The 17,920-nt window shown below is 32.0% G+C and carries 19 protein-coding genes and 1 pseudogene; 5 read left to right on the forward strand and 15 right to left on the reverse strand.

Annotated features, from left to right (window positions below):
* Window positions 1-166: 166 nt before the first annotated feature.
* The 6 genes from G6R40_RS02220 to G6R40_RS02245 all read right to left on the reverse strand — a co-directional run bounded on the left by G6R40_RS02220 (window position 167) and on the right by G6R40_RS02245 (window position 6,179).
* Window positions 167-994 carry a GLPGLI family protein gene (locus G6R40_RS02220; protein WP_165131147.1) on the reverse strand — a complete coding sequence of 276 codons (828 nt, stop codon included), beginning with the start codon at window positions 992-994 and terminating at the stop codon, window positions 167-169.
* A 237-nt stretch (window positions 995-1,231) separates the two neighbouring features.
* Entirely contained in the window at window positions 1,232-2,179 is a 948-nt protein-coding gene (locus tag G6R40_RS02225; RefSeq protein WP_165131149.1) for an alpha/beta fold hydrolase, read from the reverse strand.
* A gap of 933 nt (window positions 2,180-3,112) precedes the next feature.
* Window positions 3,113-3,895 carry a fatty acid desaturase family protein gene (locus tag G6R40_RS02230; protein WP_165131150.1) on the reverse strand — a complete coding sequence of 261 codons (783 nt, stop codon included), beginning with the start codon at window positions 3,893-3,895 and terminating at the stop codon, window positions 3,113-3,115.
* Window positions 3,896-4,130: 235 nt separating this feature from the next.
* Entirely contained in the window at window positions 4,131-4,808 is a 678-nt protein-coding gene (locus tag G6R40_RS02235) for a hypothetical protein (protein WP_165131151.1), read from the reverse strand.
* Between the two features lie 228 nt (window positions 4,809-5,036).
* Window positions 5,037-5,474, reverse strand: a complete 438-nt coding sequence (locus tag G6R40_RS02240; protein WP_165131152.1) for a lipocalin family protein — start codon at window positions 5,472-5,474, stop codon at window positions 5,037-5,039.
* A 240-nt stretch (window positions 5,475-5,714) separates the two neighbouring features.
* Window positions 5,715-6,179, reverse strand: coding sequence for a DUF3805 domain-containing protein (locus G6R40_RS02245; RefSeq protein ID WP_165131153.1), 465 nt, complete (start codon window positions 6,177-6,179; stop codon window positions 5,715-5,717).
* Window positions 6,180-6,582: 403 nt separating this feature from the next.
* Between G6R40_RS02245 and G6R40_RS02250 the strand changes: the two genes are divergently transcribed.
* From G6R40_RS02250 to G6R40_RS02260, 3 genes are all read left to right on the forward strand, one after another.
* Window positions 6,583-7,386, forward strand: coding sequence for a hypothetical protein (locus G6R40_RS02250; RefSeq protein WP_165131154.1), 804 nt, complete (start codon window positions 6,583-6,585; stop codon window positions 7,384-7,386).
* A 62-nt stretch (window positions 7,387-7,448) separates the two neighbouring features.
* A complete protein-coding gene (locus tag G6R40_RS02255) occupies window positions 7,449-7,901 on the forward strand; it encodes a DUF5675 family protein (protein WP_165131155.1) in 453 nt (150 codons plus the stop codon).
* Window positions 7,902-7,912: 11 nt separating this feature from the next.
* Window positions 7,913-8,158 (forward strand): hypothetical protein, encoded by a 246-nt coding sequence (locus tag G6R40_RS02260; protein WP_165131156.1) that lies wholly within the window; start codon window positions 7,913-7,915, stop codon window positions 8,156-8,158.
* Window positions 8,159-8,208: 50 nt separating this feature from the next.
* Here G6R40_RS02260 and G6R40_RS02265 read toward each other — a convergent pair.
* Together G6R40_RS02265 and G6R40_RS02270 are read right to left on the reverse strand one after the other, a co-directional pair.
* Window positions 8,209-8,721, reverse strand: a pseudogene (locus tag G6R40_RS02265) (ClbS/DfsB family four-helix bundle protein).
* Between the two features lie 154 nt (window positions 8,722-8,875).
* Window positions 8,876-9,298 carry a DUF6943 family protein gene (locus G6R40_RS02270; RefSeq protein ID WP_165131158.1) on the reverse strand — a complete coding sequence of 141 codons (423 nt, stop codon included), beginning with the start codon at window positions 9,296-9,298 and terminating at the stop codon, window positions 8,876-8,878.
* Between the two features lie 41 nt (window positions 9,299-9,339).
* Between G6R40_RS02270 and G6R40_RS02275 the strand changes: the two genes are divergently transcribed.
* Both G6R40_RS02275 and G6R40_RS02280 read left to right on the forward strand, forming a co-directional pair.
* Window positions 9,340-9,510, forward strand: a complete 171-nt coding sequence (locus G6R40_RS02275; RefSeq protein ID WP_165131160.1) for a hypothetical protein — start codon at window positions 9,340-9,342, stop codon at window positions 9,508-9,510.
* 293 nt (window positions 9,511-9,803) lie between these two features.
* On the forward strand, window positions 9,804-10,025 hold the full coding sequence (locus tag G6R40_RS02280) for a hypothetical protein (RefSeq protein ID WP_165131162.1): 222 nt from the start codon (window positions 9,804-9,806) through the stop codon (window positions 10,023-10,025).
* 361 nt (window positions 10,026-10,386) lie between these two features.
* Here G6R40_RS02280 and G6R40_RS02285 read toward each other — a convergent pair whose 3' ends face one another.
* Genes G6R40_RS02285 through G6R40_RS02315 form a run of 7 tightly spaced genes read right to left on the reverse strand, consistent with a single transcriptional unit; the run spans window position 10,387 to window position 17,779 of the window.
* Window positions 10,387-11,484 carry a hypothetical protein gene (locus G6R40_RS02285; protein WP_165131164.1) on the reverse strand — a complete coding sequence of 366 codons (1,098 nt, stop codon included), beginning with the start codon at window positions 11,482-11,484 and terminating at the stop codon, window positions 10,387-10,389.
* Window positions 11,471-12,133 carry a hypothetical protein gene (locus G6R40_RS02290; protein WP_165131166.1) on the reverse strand — a complete coding sequence of 221 codons (663 nt, stop codon included), beginning with the start codon at window positions 12,131-12,133 and terminating at the stop codon, window positions 11,471-11,473. Before G6R40_RS02290 ends, G6R40_RS02285 begins: the two co-directional genes overlap by 14 nt.
* Window positions 12,123-13,646: an ATP-binding protein gene (locus G6R40_RS02295; protein ID WP_165131168.1), complete on the reverse strand. Its 1,524-nt coding sequence runs from the start codon at window positions 13,644-13,646 to the stop codon at window positions 12,123-12,125. Before G6R40_RS02295 ends, G6R40_RS02290 begins: the two co-directional genes overlap by 11 nt.
* A 47-nt stretch (window positions 13,647-13,693) precedes the next feature.
* The gene (locus G6R40_RS02300; RefSeq protein WP_165131170.1) at window positions 13,694-14,515 is read right to left on the reverse strand and encodes an HNH endonuclease; all 822 of its coding nucleotides are present in this window, start codon (window positions 14,513-14,515) and stop codon (window positions 13,694-13,696) included.
* The gene (locus G6R40_RS02305; RefSeq protein ID WP_165131172.1) at window positions 14,499-16,304 is read right to left on the reverse strand and encodes an AAA family ATPase; all 1,806 of its coding nucleotides are present in this window, start codon (window positions 16,302-16,304) and stop codon (window positions 14,499-14,501) included. Before G6R40_RS02305 ends, G6R40_RS02300 begins: the two co-directional genes overlap by 17 nt.
* Before the next feature lie 5 nt (window positions 16,305-16,309).
* Window positions 16,310-17,542: a DNA adenine methylase gene (locus G6R40_RS02310; protein ID WP_228455898.1), complete on the reverse strand. Its 1,233-nt coding sequence runs from the start codon at window positions 17,540-17,542 to the stop codon at window positions 16,310-16,312.
* 21 nt (window positions 17,543-17,563) lie between these two features.
* Window positions 17,564-17,779, reverse strand: a complete 216-nt coding sequence (locus G6R40_RS02315; RefSeq protein ID WP_165131174.1) for a helix-turn-helix domain-containing protein — start codon at window positions 17,777-17,779, stop codon at window positions 17,564-17,566.
* Between the last annotated feature and the right edge of the window lie 141 nt (window positions 17,780-17,920).

A 17,920-nucleotide genomic window follows, 5' to 3' on the forward strand; every position in this document is an offset into this window, starting at 1 on the left:
TTAGTTCAATTTTAGACCAAACGGAGACAATATTTTTTCCAACTTTAGCTAAGTTAAACAAAATAGATAAATTGGAAAAATATTGGCGGCTAAATTTTACAAATTTTTCAACTTAGACTTTCATCCCGCATTTTGCCAATACAATGTTAGCTGTAGTAGTTTTTTTTTAGTTTTGTGGATATTTTAGTGCTTTATCAATTTCAATAGGATTGTTATTTTCACGAATGAATTTTCGTCTTGATTCGGTCAATTCTTTAAATTGACTGATGTCTTTTATATCAGTACCATTAATGCTAAAAGTCGTTTTCGGATTTTTTTTGAACTGTTCACGAGTTTCGTGATATGGATCATTATATTCATTCATCAACATTTTATTTATGTTTTCTTGGGTTGTTTTTATCGGTTTTTGACCATAAAAACTTTCAATGAATGGCGTTTTATAAGTAGAATTCAATTTAAAACTTTTCACTAATGTAAAATCAAAATTATTTTGGTCATCATATATTTGGAAAATTAGTCCAGGCAAACCACGAAATTTATATGGACCTTCTGAAATATTTATTTCTTTAGAAAACCAGGCTGTCCATTTTCTGCCACCAAAATTTGAGGTCGCTTTTTGTAACGTATAGTTTTCAAATTTTTTGGTTTCTTTATCGAGATTCCAATCAATTTTGTCTTCTGTGTCAAAAACAAACACATCATTAATCATAGTATAATTACTATTTGTATTTGAATTTTTTGATCGAACGATAACATTTGTAGAATTATCCCAAAGCTGACTGTTTTGTCCTTTTGTTATGTTTGTTGAGTCGATTTCTACATAACGGTAATTATAAAATTTCACATTTTCAGGATTTACATCTAAAGTCATATTTACTTTTTGAAATTCTGTTTGTTTTGGGTTTTGTTTATATTTGAATTCGTAGATAAAGCGATGAGTTTGAGCAGAAATTAAAGCAAAACTAAAAGTAAAAATTAGAACAAATATTTTCATAACAGTATTTTTTAACGGCATTTTGGGAACTATTACAGCTAACGGAAAAAGTATTGGCGAAGTGCGGGCTTTCGAAGAACAAAAAGTTCAAGGAAGACCAAACGTAGCGAATGCTTTTTCGATTATGCTAACTTACAAAAAATTGCAGAATTGAAAAGCATGAGCGGATTAATATTTCTGCTTTTCAATTTTCACTTTACCCCGCATTTTGCCAATACAATGTTACCTGCAGTTTCTTTATTCACGAAGCCATTTATTTATCTCGTTAAAAGTATTTTCGCTCTGTTCAATCCAGGGAAAATGACCTGCTTTGTCAATAATCACCAATTTTGAGTTTGGTAAGCGGAAGTGCAGTTCTGTTGCATATTCAGGTAAATTGTTTGTGTCATATTTTCCGTTAATTATTAAAATTTTTGTTTTTAAATTGTTAAACTTTTTCTGAAATTCCAAATATTTTTGGCGTTCTTCGGGTGTTTCCTGATAATAATTACTTCCGATTGGTTTTCTTCGTCCTGCTTTTGTAATTTCTTTCACAATTGGAATAACTTTTTGAGAGGTTTCTTCATTATAAGTCCACCATTTTGTTCTTGCAGTAGAAATGTCATTTCCATTTTTGTCAAAAATTGTATTGTTTGCATTCATGTAATCCCAATCCTCAATAACTTTAGCAAACCATGTAGATTCTTTTATCCTCTTGTTTTCAGAAATTCTTCTTCTTTCAATAGATTCGTTTTGACTTCCTGTATAACTTGTTCCTGATAAAATTATCCCCGAAACATTATTTGGATATTCTACTGCGTATTGCAAAGCAATTGCACTTTGGTCTGAATGTCCAAACAACCAAATCTTTTTTGCACCAAGTTTTTCTCTTAACAATTCAATTTCTTTTACGGAATTTGCAGGAGTGTAATCTTCAATTTTTTTTGGTGTTTCAGACTTTCCTGTTCCGCGAGAATCATAATAAACCATTGTGAATTTTTCTTCAAGTGGTTTTAAAGTCATTTCGTAACCGATTTTTCCCGAACTTGGATGTCCAATAAGCATAATTGGACCTTTTCCTCTTACTGTATAATTGATATTTAAGTTATCAATTTTTTCCGTGTAATTTCCATTCTCAATTTTAGAACTTGAAGCACAAGAAATTAAGAAAAATGATAATATTAAAATTCTGAAAATTCCTTTCATAAACGCTGTTTTGATGAAATTGCAGGTAACGGAAAAAGTATTGGCGAAGTGCGGGAATTCGAAGGACTGAAAGTTCAAGAATTCAGAAACGTAGCCGATGCTTTTTCACTTCTGCTAACTTACAAAAAATTGCAGAATTGAAAAGCATTCGGCGGAATATTTTTACAAAATTTCAACGTTCTCAAAATTCCGCATTTTGCCAATACACTGTTACGCGCAGTAGAAATTGAGAATTTTTCAACGCTGAAAAATAGTTCTAAAAAATTATGAGCAATTAAATTACAAACAAATCAAAAGAATAAAACGAAACTTAACCAGTTTTCAAACTGCATTTTTCCAACAAAATTTAAAACTCAATTATCTGAAATTTTTCTCGATGGTTTCTGCGAAAAGTAAAATTGAAAATTCGTAAAAAATAAAAGTTATTTTTATGAAAATCTTAAAAAATGGCAAAACTTTCAACTATGGTTTATGAAGTTGATATTTTCTGATTTTTTCAAATGAGAAAAATTTCAATTATAAAAAGAAAAGAGTAGAAGAAGCTTAAAAATCACGCGAAATTTTAAGCGAAAAAACCTCGAAATTTATTTGTCGAGAAAAGTGTTTTCAAGAAAATTTAAGAACTTTTTAAACCCAATATTTCTACTGAATTTTTTCTTATAAAAACCAAAAATAGCAATGTTAAAAAAAGAGAAATTATTATCCGAAAACGCGCTAATCTATTGCGTGTAACGTTTTGGGGCTTTGCGAAGGAGCGGAAAAGAAAGCACAAAAGTTTAGTTTAGCACTACCGTAGCATAAGCCATTTTCTATTTACTAAATTACAAAAAAGGAAATAAAAATGGCTTATGCGGTGATAGAATTACAGACGTTGAATTTTGCACTTAACCCGCTCTTTTGCAAAACCCATGTTATCGGCAGTTTTTTTATTTGTTAGAATGTGTTTTTCTTTTCTATATCAGGCAATGCTTCATCAATTCTTTTAGCAAGTTCGGGAAGTTTTATCGTTGGGACGGCTGGAAACAAATGATGTTCTAAGTGATAAAACATACTAAAAGTTAACTTGTTTTTCCACCAACTTCGTTGAGTTCTTGCGTATTCTGGGCTTTCGTGTGTGTCATGATGTACAGTCCAAACTGCGAAAAAAGCCATTAAAAATTCTCCTACAATCATCACTATTATGTGATAAATTAAAAAATCTATTTTGAAGTAAAAAACAATCGAAACAAATATTACTATTGAAATGAGTTCTAAAACCATATTTCTTCTGTATTTTTTGTTTCCTAATTGCCAAGTTACTTTGTGTATCAAAAACATATGCACTGGTCCATACAAAATAGCTCCGTACCAAGTCATTTTTGCAGATTTTCCTTCATAGTCGTCTTCTGATAAACAATATTTGTGGTGTCTTATATGATTAAACTTAACCGCATGTATGGACACCAACATTAAAATACTGTTGAGGTAAAGAGATAGCCAAGTCAAGAATTTGTTTGTTCCAAGTGAATTATGAAATCCGTTATGAACTTGTCTTAATCCTGTTAAAAAGAAAAAAGCAGAAAATGGTAATGCAAAAATGTAATATCCAAAATATGCAAGTGTAATTGAGATTAGAAACCAAGGAATTGTCAAATTGTTTTCAATCAACATTTCTTTCAATGTCAATTTTTTCAAATCTTTCCATTCTACTTTTCTTAAGAGTTCTTTATGTGTCATAGTTGGACGATTTTTTTTGGCAAAATTGCCTATAACGGAAAAAGTATTGGCGAAGTGCGGGCTAAATGGAACGAAAAGTTCTATTTAGACCAATCGTAGCCAATATTTTTTCAATGGAACTAATTTAAGCAAAAAAGTGGAATTGGAAAATATTGGCGGCTAAAAATTACAAAAAGTTCAACTTGGACTTTAACCCCGCATTTTGCCAATACAATGTTATCTGCAGGCGTATTTTTTATTTTTTATCCAATTTTACTGATATACCCATTCCACTTATTGAGTATTCAGGATAATCTTTTAAGTCCATATTTGGCAGTTGATATTTCATACTTTGTTTATCGATTAAATTAAATTTTTCAATTCCATAACCGATTACTTTTTTATTTTGCAATTTTAGAAACTCATTCATTTTGGTATTAAAAATTGAACTGAGAAGAAATTTGTTTAAGTCTTTATATTCAATTCTTTTTTTACCATATTTTGCGTTATATTCATTTGATAGTTTTGTAACTATATCTGGATAATAAATAAAAGTGTTTGTAAAATATAGGTAATTAAGTTTTTCAATGTTAAAATCTTGTTTAATTAGAGTTAAACAATTTTCCGTATTTTTTATTGCAGTTTTTAAATTAATGGGATTTTTGTGAAAAATATTTATGCTCATAGATTTGTCTCTTTCATATTCGTGAGCGCTTATTGCAAAATCAAGAGTGTCTTTTCCAACAATCCAATAATAACTATAAGATTTTGAATAAAACCCAACTTCATAAGATTTTTCTATTGAATTTTTGTGTTTTACAATAATAGTGTCTTGAACATTACTTTTATAATTTGTAGAGAATTTTTTAGCGTTTATCTGTAAAAAACAAATTGATGCTAATAAAGCAAAAAATATTAAGACATTTTTTCTCATTTTGTGCGGTTTTTTTGTGATACGCTTGCAGATAACTAAAAAGTATTGGCGAAGTGTGGGAATTCGAAGGACTGAAAGTTCAATTCAGACTGAGCGAAGCCGATGCTTTTTCAGATTGTCTAATTTAAGTAAAAAAACAATATGAAAAGCAGCGGCGTATAAATTCGAAAAATAGTTCAATTTAGACTTTAAACCCGCATTTTGCCAATACCCTGTTAGCCGTAGTTTTTATTTTTTAAATGTATATTTTAAATAATCATCAATTCCATCTCCATTTGAATCATAGTCATCTGAAACGAGAATTACAAGTTTATTATTTGTTAGTTCTATAATCTTCGATTCAGCATTATTAATAATTAATTTGTTTTCAGAACTTAAATAAGTATAATTTGAGACATTATTAATATGTTGACAATCTTGACCAACGTAATTATAGTCATTTACTATATATTTCCCATTTACATTGAATTCATAAGTGCTTTTTTGTTTGCAGTCATCTGGAATATACTCGCTTATTATTGTAACTATATCGCTACCTGAAATTGTAGACGTTTTTTCCATTTTCCAAATTCCAGTAATATTGTTGTCAAAATTTTGAGAATCATCATGACTCGAACTACATGCAAAAGAACTTAAGATAAGGCTTAAAAAAAATATTTTCTTCATATTAGTTAGTATAAAAGGGTAGTTTTCATAAAATTACGGCTAACGGAAAAAGTATTGGCGAAGTGCGGGCTGGATTGGACGAAAAGTTCAATTCAGAACCGAACGTAGCCGATGCTTTTTCACTTCTGCTAACTTACAAAAAATCGCAGAATTGAAAAGCATTCGGCGGAATATTTTTACAAAATTTCAACTTTTACAAAATCCCGCATTTTGCCAATACACTGTTATCTGCAGTCGCAATTATTTAGTTTTTAGTGTTTTCAAAGTATTTTCAACTTTGATCAATTCATTTTCAATTTCTTTTTTTCCTTTTAAGTTACCAACTAAAAATGAACAAATGAAAAATTTATTATTTTCTATTAAATACCAATAATTCATTTCTTCATTATTTTTAGTTTCAACGTAATAAATTCCTCTGATATTTTTCCAATTAATATTTTCTCCTTCTTTTTCAATCAATATTTTATTTAGAAAATTATCTGGATTATCGATATTGTAATTCATTAGAGTTATTCTCAAATTTCCAGTCCATTTTATTGTATCAAAAAATGCATTTGTACTTTTTTCTTCGGTTTCATATTCATTCCAATTTTCAGGAAGTTTTAGTGAATAATTATATTCAGAATTAAAATTATTTTCCATTTTCTTAGAGCAATTATTGAAAATTAGTAAAATTAAAATTGATAAAATTTGAACTATTTTCATTGTCAATTTATTATGCAGAATTTTTGTCAAGCGATTGCAGATAACTCTCAATTATCGGTAATTACTTTGTAGATGCTTGTAAATAAAGGGTTTTAGCTTACTTTATTTTTAGAAGTACAACATAAGTACAACTTTTGAGAACCTTTTATTTGATAAATATCTACTGTATAAAAATAGTTAATTACCGGCATTGGAACGCTATGTTTTTTCGCTTTTTATTCTTAATCTGCATCCTGTTTTTTCCACCAATTGCAAATTTAACCCAAACATTTTAGTGTTTTCGGTGCGTTAGCATCGTATTGCATTACATTCTAATATCCTGTGTATTGTCCGTGAAAATTGAGAGAATGAACTTTGTAATAGCTGCAGCAAAGTATTTATTAACTCTTTAATTTTTAGAAAAATGGCAAGACAAAAAGGACTTATGAAGTATGTCGGAACGATTGGCGATGTGCGACACTTCAAGATAAAAGGTCAAAAAGGATTTTTCGCCGGAATGGTTGGCGGTCCCACCGCTGAACAAATCAAAACTGCTCCCGAATTTGAACGTACCCGTGAGAATATGAACGAATTTGGAGGATGTGCCAGAGCTGGCAAATCGGTAAGAACCGCTCTTTCTTCGTTGATGTCCAAAATGGCAGATAGCAAGGTTACAGGACGTTTAACGTCCGTAATGAAGAAAATCAACTTGGAAGACGGAACGGAAGCCAGAGGTTATCGTAAAGTCGAAATTTCAACACAAAGAACCTATTTGTTAGGTTTTGAGTTCAACAAAGGAATTTCTCTGAGTACGGTTTTCAATGCTCCTTATGATGTAGAGCACACTGCAGGTCGTGAAAGTGCCGATTTCATCGTTGCACCGTTCAATCCTGTGGATCTGATTGCTTCGCCAATTGGTGCTACACATTTTCGCTTGGTTAATGCATTAGCGGTGGTTTCTGATTTTGTTTATAATGCGACTACAGGAACATATGATCCTGATGATATTGTAAACAATGAATTGAATATCGTTGAATACTCGGCTTATATTCCTTTGAATGCGGATTATGCAGGTGGAACATTAACCGCTACACTTCCGGGAACACCAACGCTTGGAGCAAACGTAACAGTTATTCAATGTATCGGTATTGAATTCTTTCAGGAAGTCAACGGTACTTATTACACGCTCAATTCTGGTAACAGCTTACGCATAGAAGATGCCTTTTAAGCAAACTAATCAAAGCCTTCTATATAAGAGGGCTTTTTATTTAACCCTTAAAATCAAAAACAATGCGTACAAAAATCATACGAGTTGCCGAAGGCAGGCAAAGTACATTAAGCCAATTATACATTGATAATATCTTTCAATGTTACTTACTGGAAGATAAGATCCGTGATGTCAAAATACCAAAGCAAACTGCCATTCCAAAAGGAAACTACACGTTAAGGCTTAACACCTGGGGAGGAATGAATGCCGAGTATCGGCAGAAGTTCCCGAAGCTCCACAAGGGAATGATTGAGATTAACGGATTACCGAATTTCAGTTTTGTGTATATCCACATTGGAAACACTTACCGACAAACGGCAGGCTGTCCGCTATGTGGTTTCGGTTTTGAAATGGTGAATGGCGATTACCAGGTATTAAGAAGTAAAGATGCTTACCAGATGATCTATCCAAAACTTTTAGCCTTAGCACAGGATAATCAAAACGGCATTAGTATCGAAAACAATTTTCAATTTTAAAATTCAAGACAATGAAAAAAGATAGTTTAAATTTAGTGGAGCGTGTGAAAGCTCCAACTCCGAAATGGTTTAAAATTATTCGGAATGTGGGAATTACATTAACAGCCGTAGGCGGTGCGATTTTGGCTTCTCCGGTAGCTTTACCTGCAACGATTGTAACCGTAGCCGGTTATGTGTTATTAGGCGGAACGGTGGCGACTGCGATTGCTCAAACGGCAATGAGTTCCGAAGATAAAGAAAAAGAAAATCCTGAGTAATCAGATCTGATTTTCTGAAGATGCAAATCCTGTCCGTTTGGGCAGGATTTTTATTTGATGTTATGTTCTTTTTTCCATTTGCGAATTCTCCCTCTTGCATTGGTATAAGGCGAAGACGTGTTAAACTGAATCATTCTTCCTAAAGTCCATTTCTCATACCAGGAAACCTCATATAATTCAGCATTAGATTTTTGCTCAATTAGATTAAGAATTTCAGAAACCGTTTCATCTAATTTACTACACGATGTATTAAAGTCAATGTCTTCATAATCTTTGTAAAACTTCTGAGCCAACTTGCCAAGTTCATTCCATTTATACCCAGTTTCAGGAAAATCTACTGGCTCATTATTATCTTTTTTCCGATTTCATTTAAGCACTAATTCTCCCCACCCAATCAAGTAAGAAATAAGATTATTGATACTCATTGTAGTATCTTTTGCGTGTCCTTCAAGATCTTTTATAGAGGTCAATTCAATAGGAATAATGGATAATTCATTTTTAAGCTTATTATAATTTGTTTCAATAGCCTTTTGTAATTCTTCTTTATTAATGAGTACAGCCATAATTTGATGAAATGTATTTTCATCAAATTTACAAAAGTGATTAAAGACTCCACTAAAATCAGGAATGATTTACTTCACCCGTTTTTCCATCAGGTGCGGTTATGTGTCCTTTATGTGGCTTTATATGTGCAAACAAAGGATTAAACGATAAAGATTATCGTTTCAGATGCCTTGCAATGTAAATACGTTTCAATTCTGAAATCAAAAGCAATTGTTCATACATTGCACGCTCTTTTTGCTCCAAAGCTTTAAACTTTTGTACATCTTTCTGATAGGCTTTTTGCTTTTCCTGCAGATGTAACATTTGCTCAAAAATGAAGTTTTTAAAATCGGCAATACGGATGAAAGGGATGACCGAACCGACAAAGAGTTTATGAAATGCTTTTGACTTCCATAATCCAAACAACAGACTGCTGTAACTGTCCTTTTCTTCCGCATTACGACACGAAATAACAAAGCAATTCGGGCAAGGTATATCTAATGGTTTGCCACTGTTTAAACCTTTGGATAAGGCGTAAAATTCAAATTCTGATTTTTGATTTTTTGGATTGTAAGTAAAGATTTTAACGGCTTTCATATCGCACAATTTTTGAGATTAGCTCCGTTTAATTCTTTGACATGGCTGAAAACCAAAACTTTTTTACAAAGAAAAAAACAGAAAAAAAAGAAAGCCGTTTCAAAGGTGGCGGGGCAAAAAAGCCAAAAGGAAACGGAATAAGTCCCGAAGGGTGGCAAGGCAATGAGAATTACTTTGCGAAGCACCTTATTTGCCTTGCCATTATGCCGTAGTCTTTTGGATTTTTTATTGAGCGTTGGCATTGTGCGGAGCCACCTACTTTTGCTTTCCTTTTTATTCTTTTTTCTTTTGGAAAACGTCCGATGACTTCCTTTTGAGCGTTGGCAATGGGGCAAACACTCCGCAGTAAAAAATAAAGCATACCATATTCTCAAGCGTTGGCAAAAAGCAAGGGTATGAGGTACGAAATACGCTTGCTGTGCGGTGATGCAATAAGGTATGCGGAAATGGAACGGAGTAAATGAAGGTAAATTTGTTTTAGCTTACCGAAATGTAATGAAGTGAAATGACTAAACACTTTATGCAGCACATTGGTAAAACAACCAATCAATGCTTTATTTTTTACTGCACCGCTAAAATGGGTGGTGGGGAGCGTGGCAAAGAAGCTTGGGCTATGCGGTGGGAAGAAAAAATACGGCTTCTGAACCCCGAAAAATATCAGCGTTGGATTTTGAGCGTAGGGATATTTTTTCGGGGTGAAGACTATGGCATTGGCTATTTTGCATAATGTTATTATAGGACATTTTAGCGTTGGCATAGTCGCCTATAAGCGTGGGGAAAATGTACTATAATGCCACATTATGTAACTTAGCTTCCGCCGATTTGCATACTGGCATAAACGGAACGGTGGTGGTGGTTGGAGTGAAGTGTCTTTTTGCTTTGTTTTTTAGTATTGGACAGCTCTTTGCCACCGCAGGAACGAGGATGGCAATGTGCTGTGGAACGTTGGCAAAAACAACGCAAAAAGTATGACAGTTGCAAAAGGCGGCAATGCCATAGAAGGCAGACGAAGCATTGGGCTTGTGCGGTTGGCGTCTGGCTAAAGCCGTATTTTTTTTGTGCGTGGGCAGAGCGAGGGGAAATATTTTTTATAGATACTTAGCTTGTATCGTTTTTAACTTTTCTTCTAACTTACCAAAAATGGTTTCTGAATAAGCCGATTTTTCTCCTTCAATCAATTCTATATACATTGCTCTTTGCAAATCAGCCACCTCAACAGCTTTAGTATTTGCCTTATTTCCTGATATTTCAAGAAGTTGATGAGATATGGGGTTGGTAAGTTTAATTTTCTTTTTCAATTGAGGACATATTCCTTTCGCTTCAATCTTCTTTACAGGAATCACCACATTCCGAAAAGTTCCCATGTTATGTTTTGAAACTTTTATTCTATTTGATTTATAAACCACTCCATCCACTTTTTGATCTGATACAACCCATTGCAAAAGTAATTGTGGAATTATGTACTCTGGTTTAAACACCTCATTAGGTTTTTTTACTATTAACGAGCATGCTGCTAAAATTGGCCAATAACAGAGATAGGGGATTAATAAGTTTAATAATTTTCCTTCGGGGCTTTTAGTTGGAAAACATTTCTTTTTAATCTCGTTTGGAGAAGTGTCAAAAAATAAAAATTTCAATTTTGATTGAGAAAGATCTGCTCTTGCTACATGAAATGTATTTATATCAGGTCTCCCAAGTTCTTCCCAACATACAAATATAGAATCGGCAAGATATAGACACGGTAAACCTGGAATGCTATATCGTTGGGTAGATACTTTTTCTCTTATCTCAAAAGGTATATGAAATAATTCTTCTTTTTTTAATGTTTTATTGTTAGAAATTCTCACACGATAAAATGGAGAATTAAAAGTGTTTAAATCTACCTTTTGTATTGGCAAATAACTAATATTATCCAATAAATTTAAGGCTTCCGATAAAGTAGTATAAGCTAAGGACGGAAAACCTTGCAAATAAGATACAAGACTTGCTTTTATCTTTGTAATTTGATCTTCTATAAATGGAATTTTAGATTTTACTTGGTTTCCCAAATCGCCATTAAACTTTTTAAGTTCATTTAAATAATCATTATAAACATTATTTAAATAGTCCTCAATGCTTTTTTCATCCCTTTGTTTAGGGAGACTGAAAATTATGTTACTAAACACCTCAGCATTAGTCTGTTTCATACTTTTCTATATGTTCATGAACTTTAGTTATTATTAGATAATCATCATGAAAATCCGTCTTAATTGTTTCATTCGTAAAAACTCCTATTGACTGTGCATAATCATGCTGAATCGCTCGAATTATCCAGGCTATTTGCTTGTCACTAACTATGTCTTCAGAATTAATTTTATTTCCCACTTGAACTAGCAGACTTCGTATCTTCTTTGTAATTGTACCTGACTCAATATTTCTTTGTCTTAAATAACTTGCTATAGATTTCAAACAATCACCAGAAATTTGTTTTACTAATTCTTCAATACTGGTATAATCACTATGCTGATCAACAATTTCTTTTAGAAAGGTTAAAGGTTGAGAAGATTTTAAAATTTCTTCAGAACGACCATACATTATTCTTCTCACTTTCTCAGGAGCTCTCACCACAATAAAAAGAAGTCCGATATCAAATCCTGTTTTATCTATAATATCAAATTCATCTTCTTCTAATTCACCTAATTCATTAAATACGGCAACTTCACTGACAGTAAGTCTAAGTTCTTGAGCCATAAATTCAATGACAACATGATTAATAGATGACTGCCAAAGCAGAAAATCATCATATCGCTTTTGAAGAGGGATAGATGTATCTAATAGTTTTAGTTTATCCTTCATCACCCCCTCCTTTTTCAGATGTTAACCAAACTAATTGCTCATCTCGAAAAGCAACAGCATCCTTCAATTCGTAACCAAACTCTTCACATAATAGCAATAAAATACAATCTGATATAGCCCAACTTACTAAAAGGGAAATAGTTTTATCATCGCTATTGCTATTAATGAGGTTTCTATGAATCGGAGACTCTTCATTAATAATAATTGCCAATTCTCTGGATTCTTTTCTAAAATGATAAATCCAAGGCTTATTTTTTTCATTTTCACCTAATTTATCTATGATAGGATCTACAATTATAAACCAATCTCCTGTTGTGAGAATAATAGCGTTTTCTGGAGCTTCAACCTTTTCTGTAGTCGTTACAGTTGGTATTACATTTGAGAGAGCTTTTTTTATGGCTCTTTTATTCTTTTGAACTTTTTTAATTGTTTCTTTTACCTTTTCATGATCACCTGCTTTAAATTCTTCAGATGCTAGCATAATGGTTGTAATCGAAGATTCTAAAATTTCAGCAGCTTCCTTCCAGCTTTCTTTTGAATAATCAAAACCAACTTTGTGAAATGAAGGCACACACATATTCAAATGAATTTCTCCATAAGTTCTACCAAATTTTGGATGTGGATTTTTAGGCATTAAACCACCCAACCTACTAGGTAATTGATGGAATCTTTCTATTACTTGATTATTTTTAAAAAGATGCAGACCCCATTTCCCCAGACCAGATGAGCTCGTTTTCATTAATCCAAGCCAACCTTTTACTTGCACAGGATTTCCAGTTACTTCATCATTGATGAATAGATTGAGTTCGTCCAGCTTGATAATTGTTTCAGGATAAACAGGTACTTCAATCTTTCCACAATTATACTCAATATCATTTTCCCTATCTATAACTTGTATGCTAACATTTTCTATTGATATCTCAGGACTAAAAATTTCTTGAAGAGAATCTCTTACAGCAACTGCTGTCAAAGAACGATGACTTAAATCTTCAATTAGAATTGAAGTTCCAGATGTCCAATCACTCAAAGGACCATTCAATAGCTCTTCAGTCGATTCACCTGTTATATTATTTCTATATTCATTGCTTACACCATCAGAATCTAATTCTCTAGTATTTAGCAAAAGTGTATGTTCTATATTTTTCTCACTTAATGATCGGGTATGAATTGTGATTTTCCATCCTAAGCTCAAGCAAGCTACTTTCATCCCCATTCCAAACATTCCTTTTCTTACACGAAGAGATGGTCGTAAATTATCATTGGCTACTGAAACCTGAATAGCATTCTGCAGCTCTTCAGCAGTCATCCCAACTCCATTATCCTTTACTTCTATCGAATTTTTAGAAATGATGACCTGAATTAGAGGCTTCGTATTTTCATTCTCAGTACGCCAATCAAGTGAGTTTGCAACTAACTCAGCAATAGCTTGTGTTGGTTCCATACCCATTGCTCCTAATCCTTTTGGTGTCCAAAAGCGATTGCCTACATTCAGATTGATTTGAAACTTATTCATAAATAATAAAATTCTTATATTAATCAGATACCAAATCGTATCAAAATTTAATTCATATCCTTAATGATGTCATTCATCCAATCATTAGCAATTGCAAATCGCCTAAATGCTAAAAAGTCTTCATTTTCGTTTATTGAATCGCGAATGAAATTTCTTGTATTAGTAGTTATAGCAATTTGTTGATCGTGTTCGTTGGCATTTATAATAAAAGCATCTCGAATATGCTCCCGAAATCGATCTAAAACACTTCTTCTACTGTCATTAAGACTTTTTCTGTCTATTTTACAAGTTTCAATAGTATATAAAAAACGAGGATTGTCTGATTTTATACTTCCATCTTTTTCAAAATAGATTAAACCATTAGGATCAGTTACTTCAGGATTAACCATTTTAGGAATCTCAATTGCGTCATATATTGCTGAACTAGAATTAATATTTCGGATGTTTAATTCTGTGTTTTCAAAATTTACTACAACACCATCTATTTCAAAATTTGTACTTTTATGTGTATTACATGTTGGACATGACATGAGTAAATTATCCCAAGAAAACGCTAGCCAATAATATGTGTCTTTTGGTCTAAAATGCTCCACATGAGTTAATTCCTCTTTTTGCTCACAGAATGCACATTTCCCTTTATATATAATGCTCAAAGCTTCTTTAACATCATCCAGTTTATATCGTGAGTTATAATTATCGTGATTGACATACTGTTCAATATCAATAACTTCCATTCTTCGTAAATGTGTAGTTCTAGATTTCTGAGGAACTGGAACAACTTTCCTCCCTATACGCTCTGGAAATAAATCAGGAAAAGCGGGTTTTAATGATTCAGGAATACTATTTAAATTTTTAGTTCTTTTTATCATTCTTATTCTCAAGTTCTTCGTTAATAATTTGCTGAATCATCGCATCTATATCAGCATCACTCAAAAATATTTTACCTGCTTCCCTTTGTTCTGCTAAAGTATTTTCTAGTTGTTGATTTATTCTATATAACAAATACGTTTCACTTGTGTCTGCATAATCTTCTTCTGAATTAAGACGGGAGTCCTCTAAACCAAATAAAGGAGAGGTAATAAGTGTATTAATCATTAATCGGTTAAGATCTTTTCTAAAATAAGGATCACTTACTTTGGTTTTCCCATCTTCCGGATTACGATAAACTCGATATAAAATTGCATCGTCTGAAGCTCCCTGAACAATTGTAGGACTATGAGTAGTGAAGATGAATTGTACATTTGGAAATATACTACGCAATTTTTTCACAACGATTCTTTGCCATTTAGGATGTAAATGCAGATCAATTTCATCAACTAGGACAATCCCTTTTAAATCTTTAATGCTTTGACCTTCTTTTGCATTTTTATTCAATCTGTAAATCAAATCTGATACGAATATTAAAATACTTTTATAACCTTCTGAAAGTTGATCAAATGTTAAGGTCGCATTTTTCTCTTTAAATGTTACTCCTGTACCATCAATTTTTATTTCAACATGTCTTTCTAATAAATCAAAAAACATTTCTTCTAGCTCAACAACTGAAAAAGAATTTGGTAAATCTTTCTCTTCAGCTATCATATTATGTTTGTCTAAACTTTTCTCTAGTTCTAGTAATTTTTGATCTTTGAGCCAAGACACTGGATTAATCATTGTTTCGTCACTATCAAACAAAGACATAAAACCATACTCTTCGGGATTATCTGTACTAACTCTACCTCTATGTGTTCCATAGGCAAAAAAGTTATTTAAAAAAAGTCCTCTTTGGGGATTGTATTCGGAGCCATATTCGTCAATGGCAGACAATTGAATTTTTTTATTGTTTCTTAAAATGTCCGAAGCTTTTCCAGTTTTTTCCTGATCTGTTTTTTCTGTAATAAAATTTCCATTAAAAGCTAAATATGTAGCCATTAATATTAGTGACTTCCCATCCCCGTTTTCACCTAGAAAATAAATTTCTTTTGAATTGTTGAAATCTAATAAAACATTTTCTACAGATAGAAAATCTAAGATATTAACTGACTTGATAAACCCTGTTTCTGATACATTTTCTCCTTCAATCCACATTTTAAATTGTTGTTCGGAAACACTCAATGCTTTATGAAAATTATTATTTAAACATACATCATAAAAATCCTGATCAGAGAATTCATCAATATTTACTAATCTTGAAATTCTTTCTAATAATACCTGTTTAAATAATTTACCAACTTCAGAATTTTGAAAAATAGGAGAAAACTCGTAAGGAACTTTATCTTTTCTTCTAAAAGAAGGATCAGCTGCACCAGACTCAACTAGTGCACTTCTAATGTTTGTGTATTGCTTATGTTTATCTTCAACAACAAATACCCCTTTCATCTCTCCCGATGAATATTTTTCCGCAAAATCATTTACAACACCTCCATGTGTAAAGAGTAGAGCAAAAAAAGCAAAAAGCTTTTTTTCGTTCGGATATTTCTGAATTTCTATCCAATAACTTGGCGTAGGATCTTCAAGTGATTTAATCCCTAAGAATGATCTCAAAATAGGTTCGTCAATTCCAGCCTCTTTTTTCTTGAATCTCTCAATAGTATCCACACTATGAATCACTTCCATAACTTGGACAATATCGTACTTCGTCCATGAAGTCTTAAGCTTAGTAAAATCAATATCAATCATTACTATTATCTTAATTTAACGATTACTAAATATTCTTTAACATCTTTGGATTTATCATCACTACGTCCCATTGTACTGTGCTTATAATCTTGTTCTTTATAACTCACATCATAGTTCTTACCAATGTTATCCTTTGCTATTTGTATTATTTCTTCCAATGATATCATTCCAGTATTACTGTAACTAAGAATTAGATCTGATTTTTTCTTCTTAATTCCCAGAAACAAAGCTTGAAAGGCTTTCTTCACTTCTGTTCTTCTTCCAAAAGGAGATTGGTGTCTATCTGAACGGTATCTTCCTTTATGATCAACTTGTGGATAATCGTATTTCACCAATGTTTCTATAGCATGATAAAATCTGGAATAATGAACAAATGCATAAGGAGGATCAGCATAAACCAAAGTTCCTGGTTCTATTTTATCTAAACATTTTCTGTAATCTAATGAAGTAACTGTATGATCAAGATTGTTATCACCCAGATGTTGTTTAAGTTGATTGAATTTTGTTTCAAAATAAGGTCTAATGTCTCTTAAACGATAAATCAATATGTCATTTTTAGAAGACTCACTTTTAGCATCGCGATATTGTGCGTAGTGTCCCGTACTTTGAGAGCAATAAGACATACTATACATAAGGCTTGAAAGAATAACATAGTAGACAGGAGTATTTCTATAATCTTCTGCAACCCTTCTCAAAGCATCAATCCATAAACATTGTTCGAATGACCAATATGTTCCAGAATAATATTTTGTAAACAAATGGTATAATGAACCATCAAAATTATGATCTAATAATTTTTGCTGTTTCTTTTCTAACTGGACGAATTCTTTAATCGTCATTTCAGCAGAATAAGTATAATTCAAATTAGCATATTTCTCCTTGAAATCCTTAACATGGTCACTTGCCGCGATCAAGATATCTTCTAATAGAGTATTACTAAATTGTTGCCAATCATAATTTGACAAATATGTCTTAGACAATACTGCTGAATATTCTTGAATGTCATTAGAATGGATTGGAACCAACTTACCTAAAGCACCAGATAAAACACTCGTACCCGCAAATAAATCGCACACTTTACCTTCTGTATATATTTCATTAATAGCACCAATCACAAAATCCAAAATACTTCTCTTGGAACCCATATATTTAGTTATATGAGGTACTTTATGGTCATAAGAAGTCAACAAGTCCAATTGACTATCCAAGTGAATTATTTCTGTTTCTAATCTATTCATTATAAGCTTTTTCTTATACAACTATTTGTATTCTTCTATTTGTTTCTCTTTGTTGGAAACAATCAGTTCTTTTACATCTAAATCAAGTATTTCGGCTATTTGATTTAATATATCCAAACTAGGTTGTCTGCGGTTTTGAACATAAGAATTAACCATATTGTAACTTTTACCAAGTTGTTCTGCCAGCCAAACCTGCTTTATCCCTTTTTGTTCTAAAACTTCTTTTATCCTATTCATGAGGAGAAACTGTTTAAAACAGTAAATATAAGTAGTTTTATAAAAACATCTCACTAAATGATATGATTTTAGACAAATAAATCGTAAATACTTTGTATGGTAATCAAATAATGCACACACTGTATGCACAATCCCTTAAGT

Source organism: Chryseobacterium sp. POL2 (assembly GCF_011058315.1).
Taxonomy (GTDB): domain Bacteria; phylum Bacteroidota; class Bacteroidia; order Flavobacteriales; family Weeksellaceae; genus Soonwooa.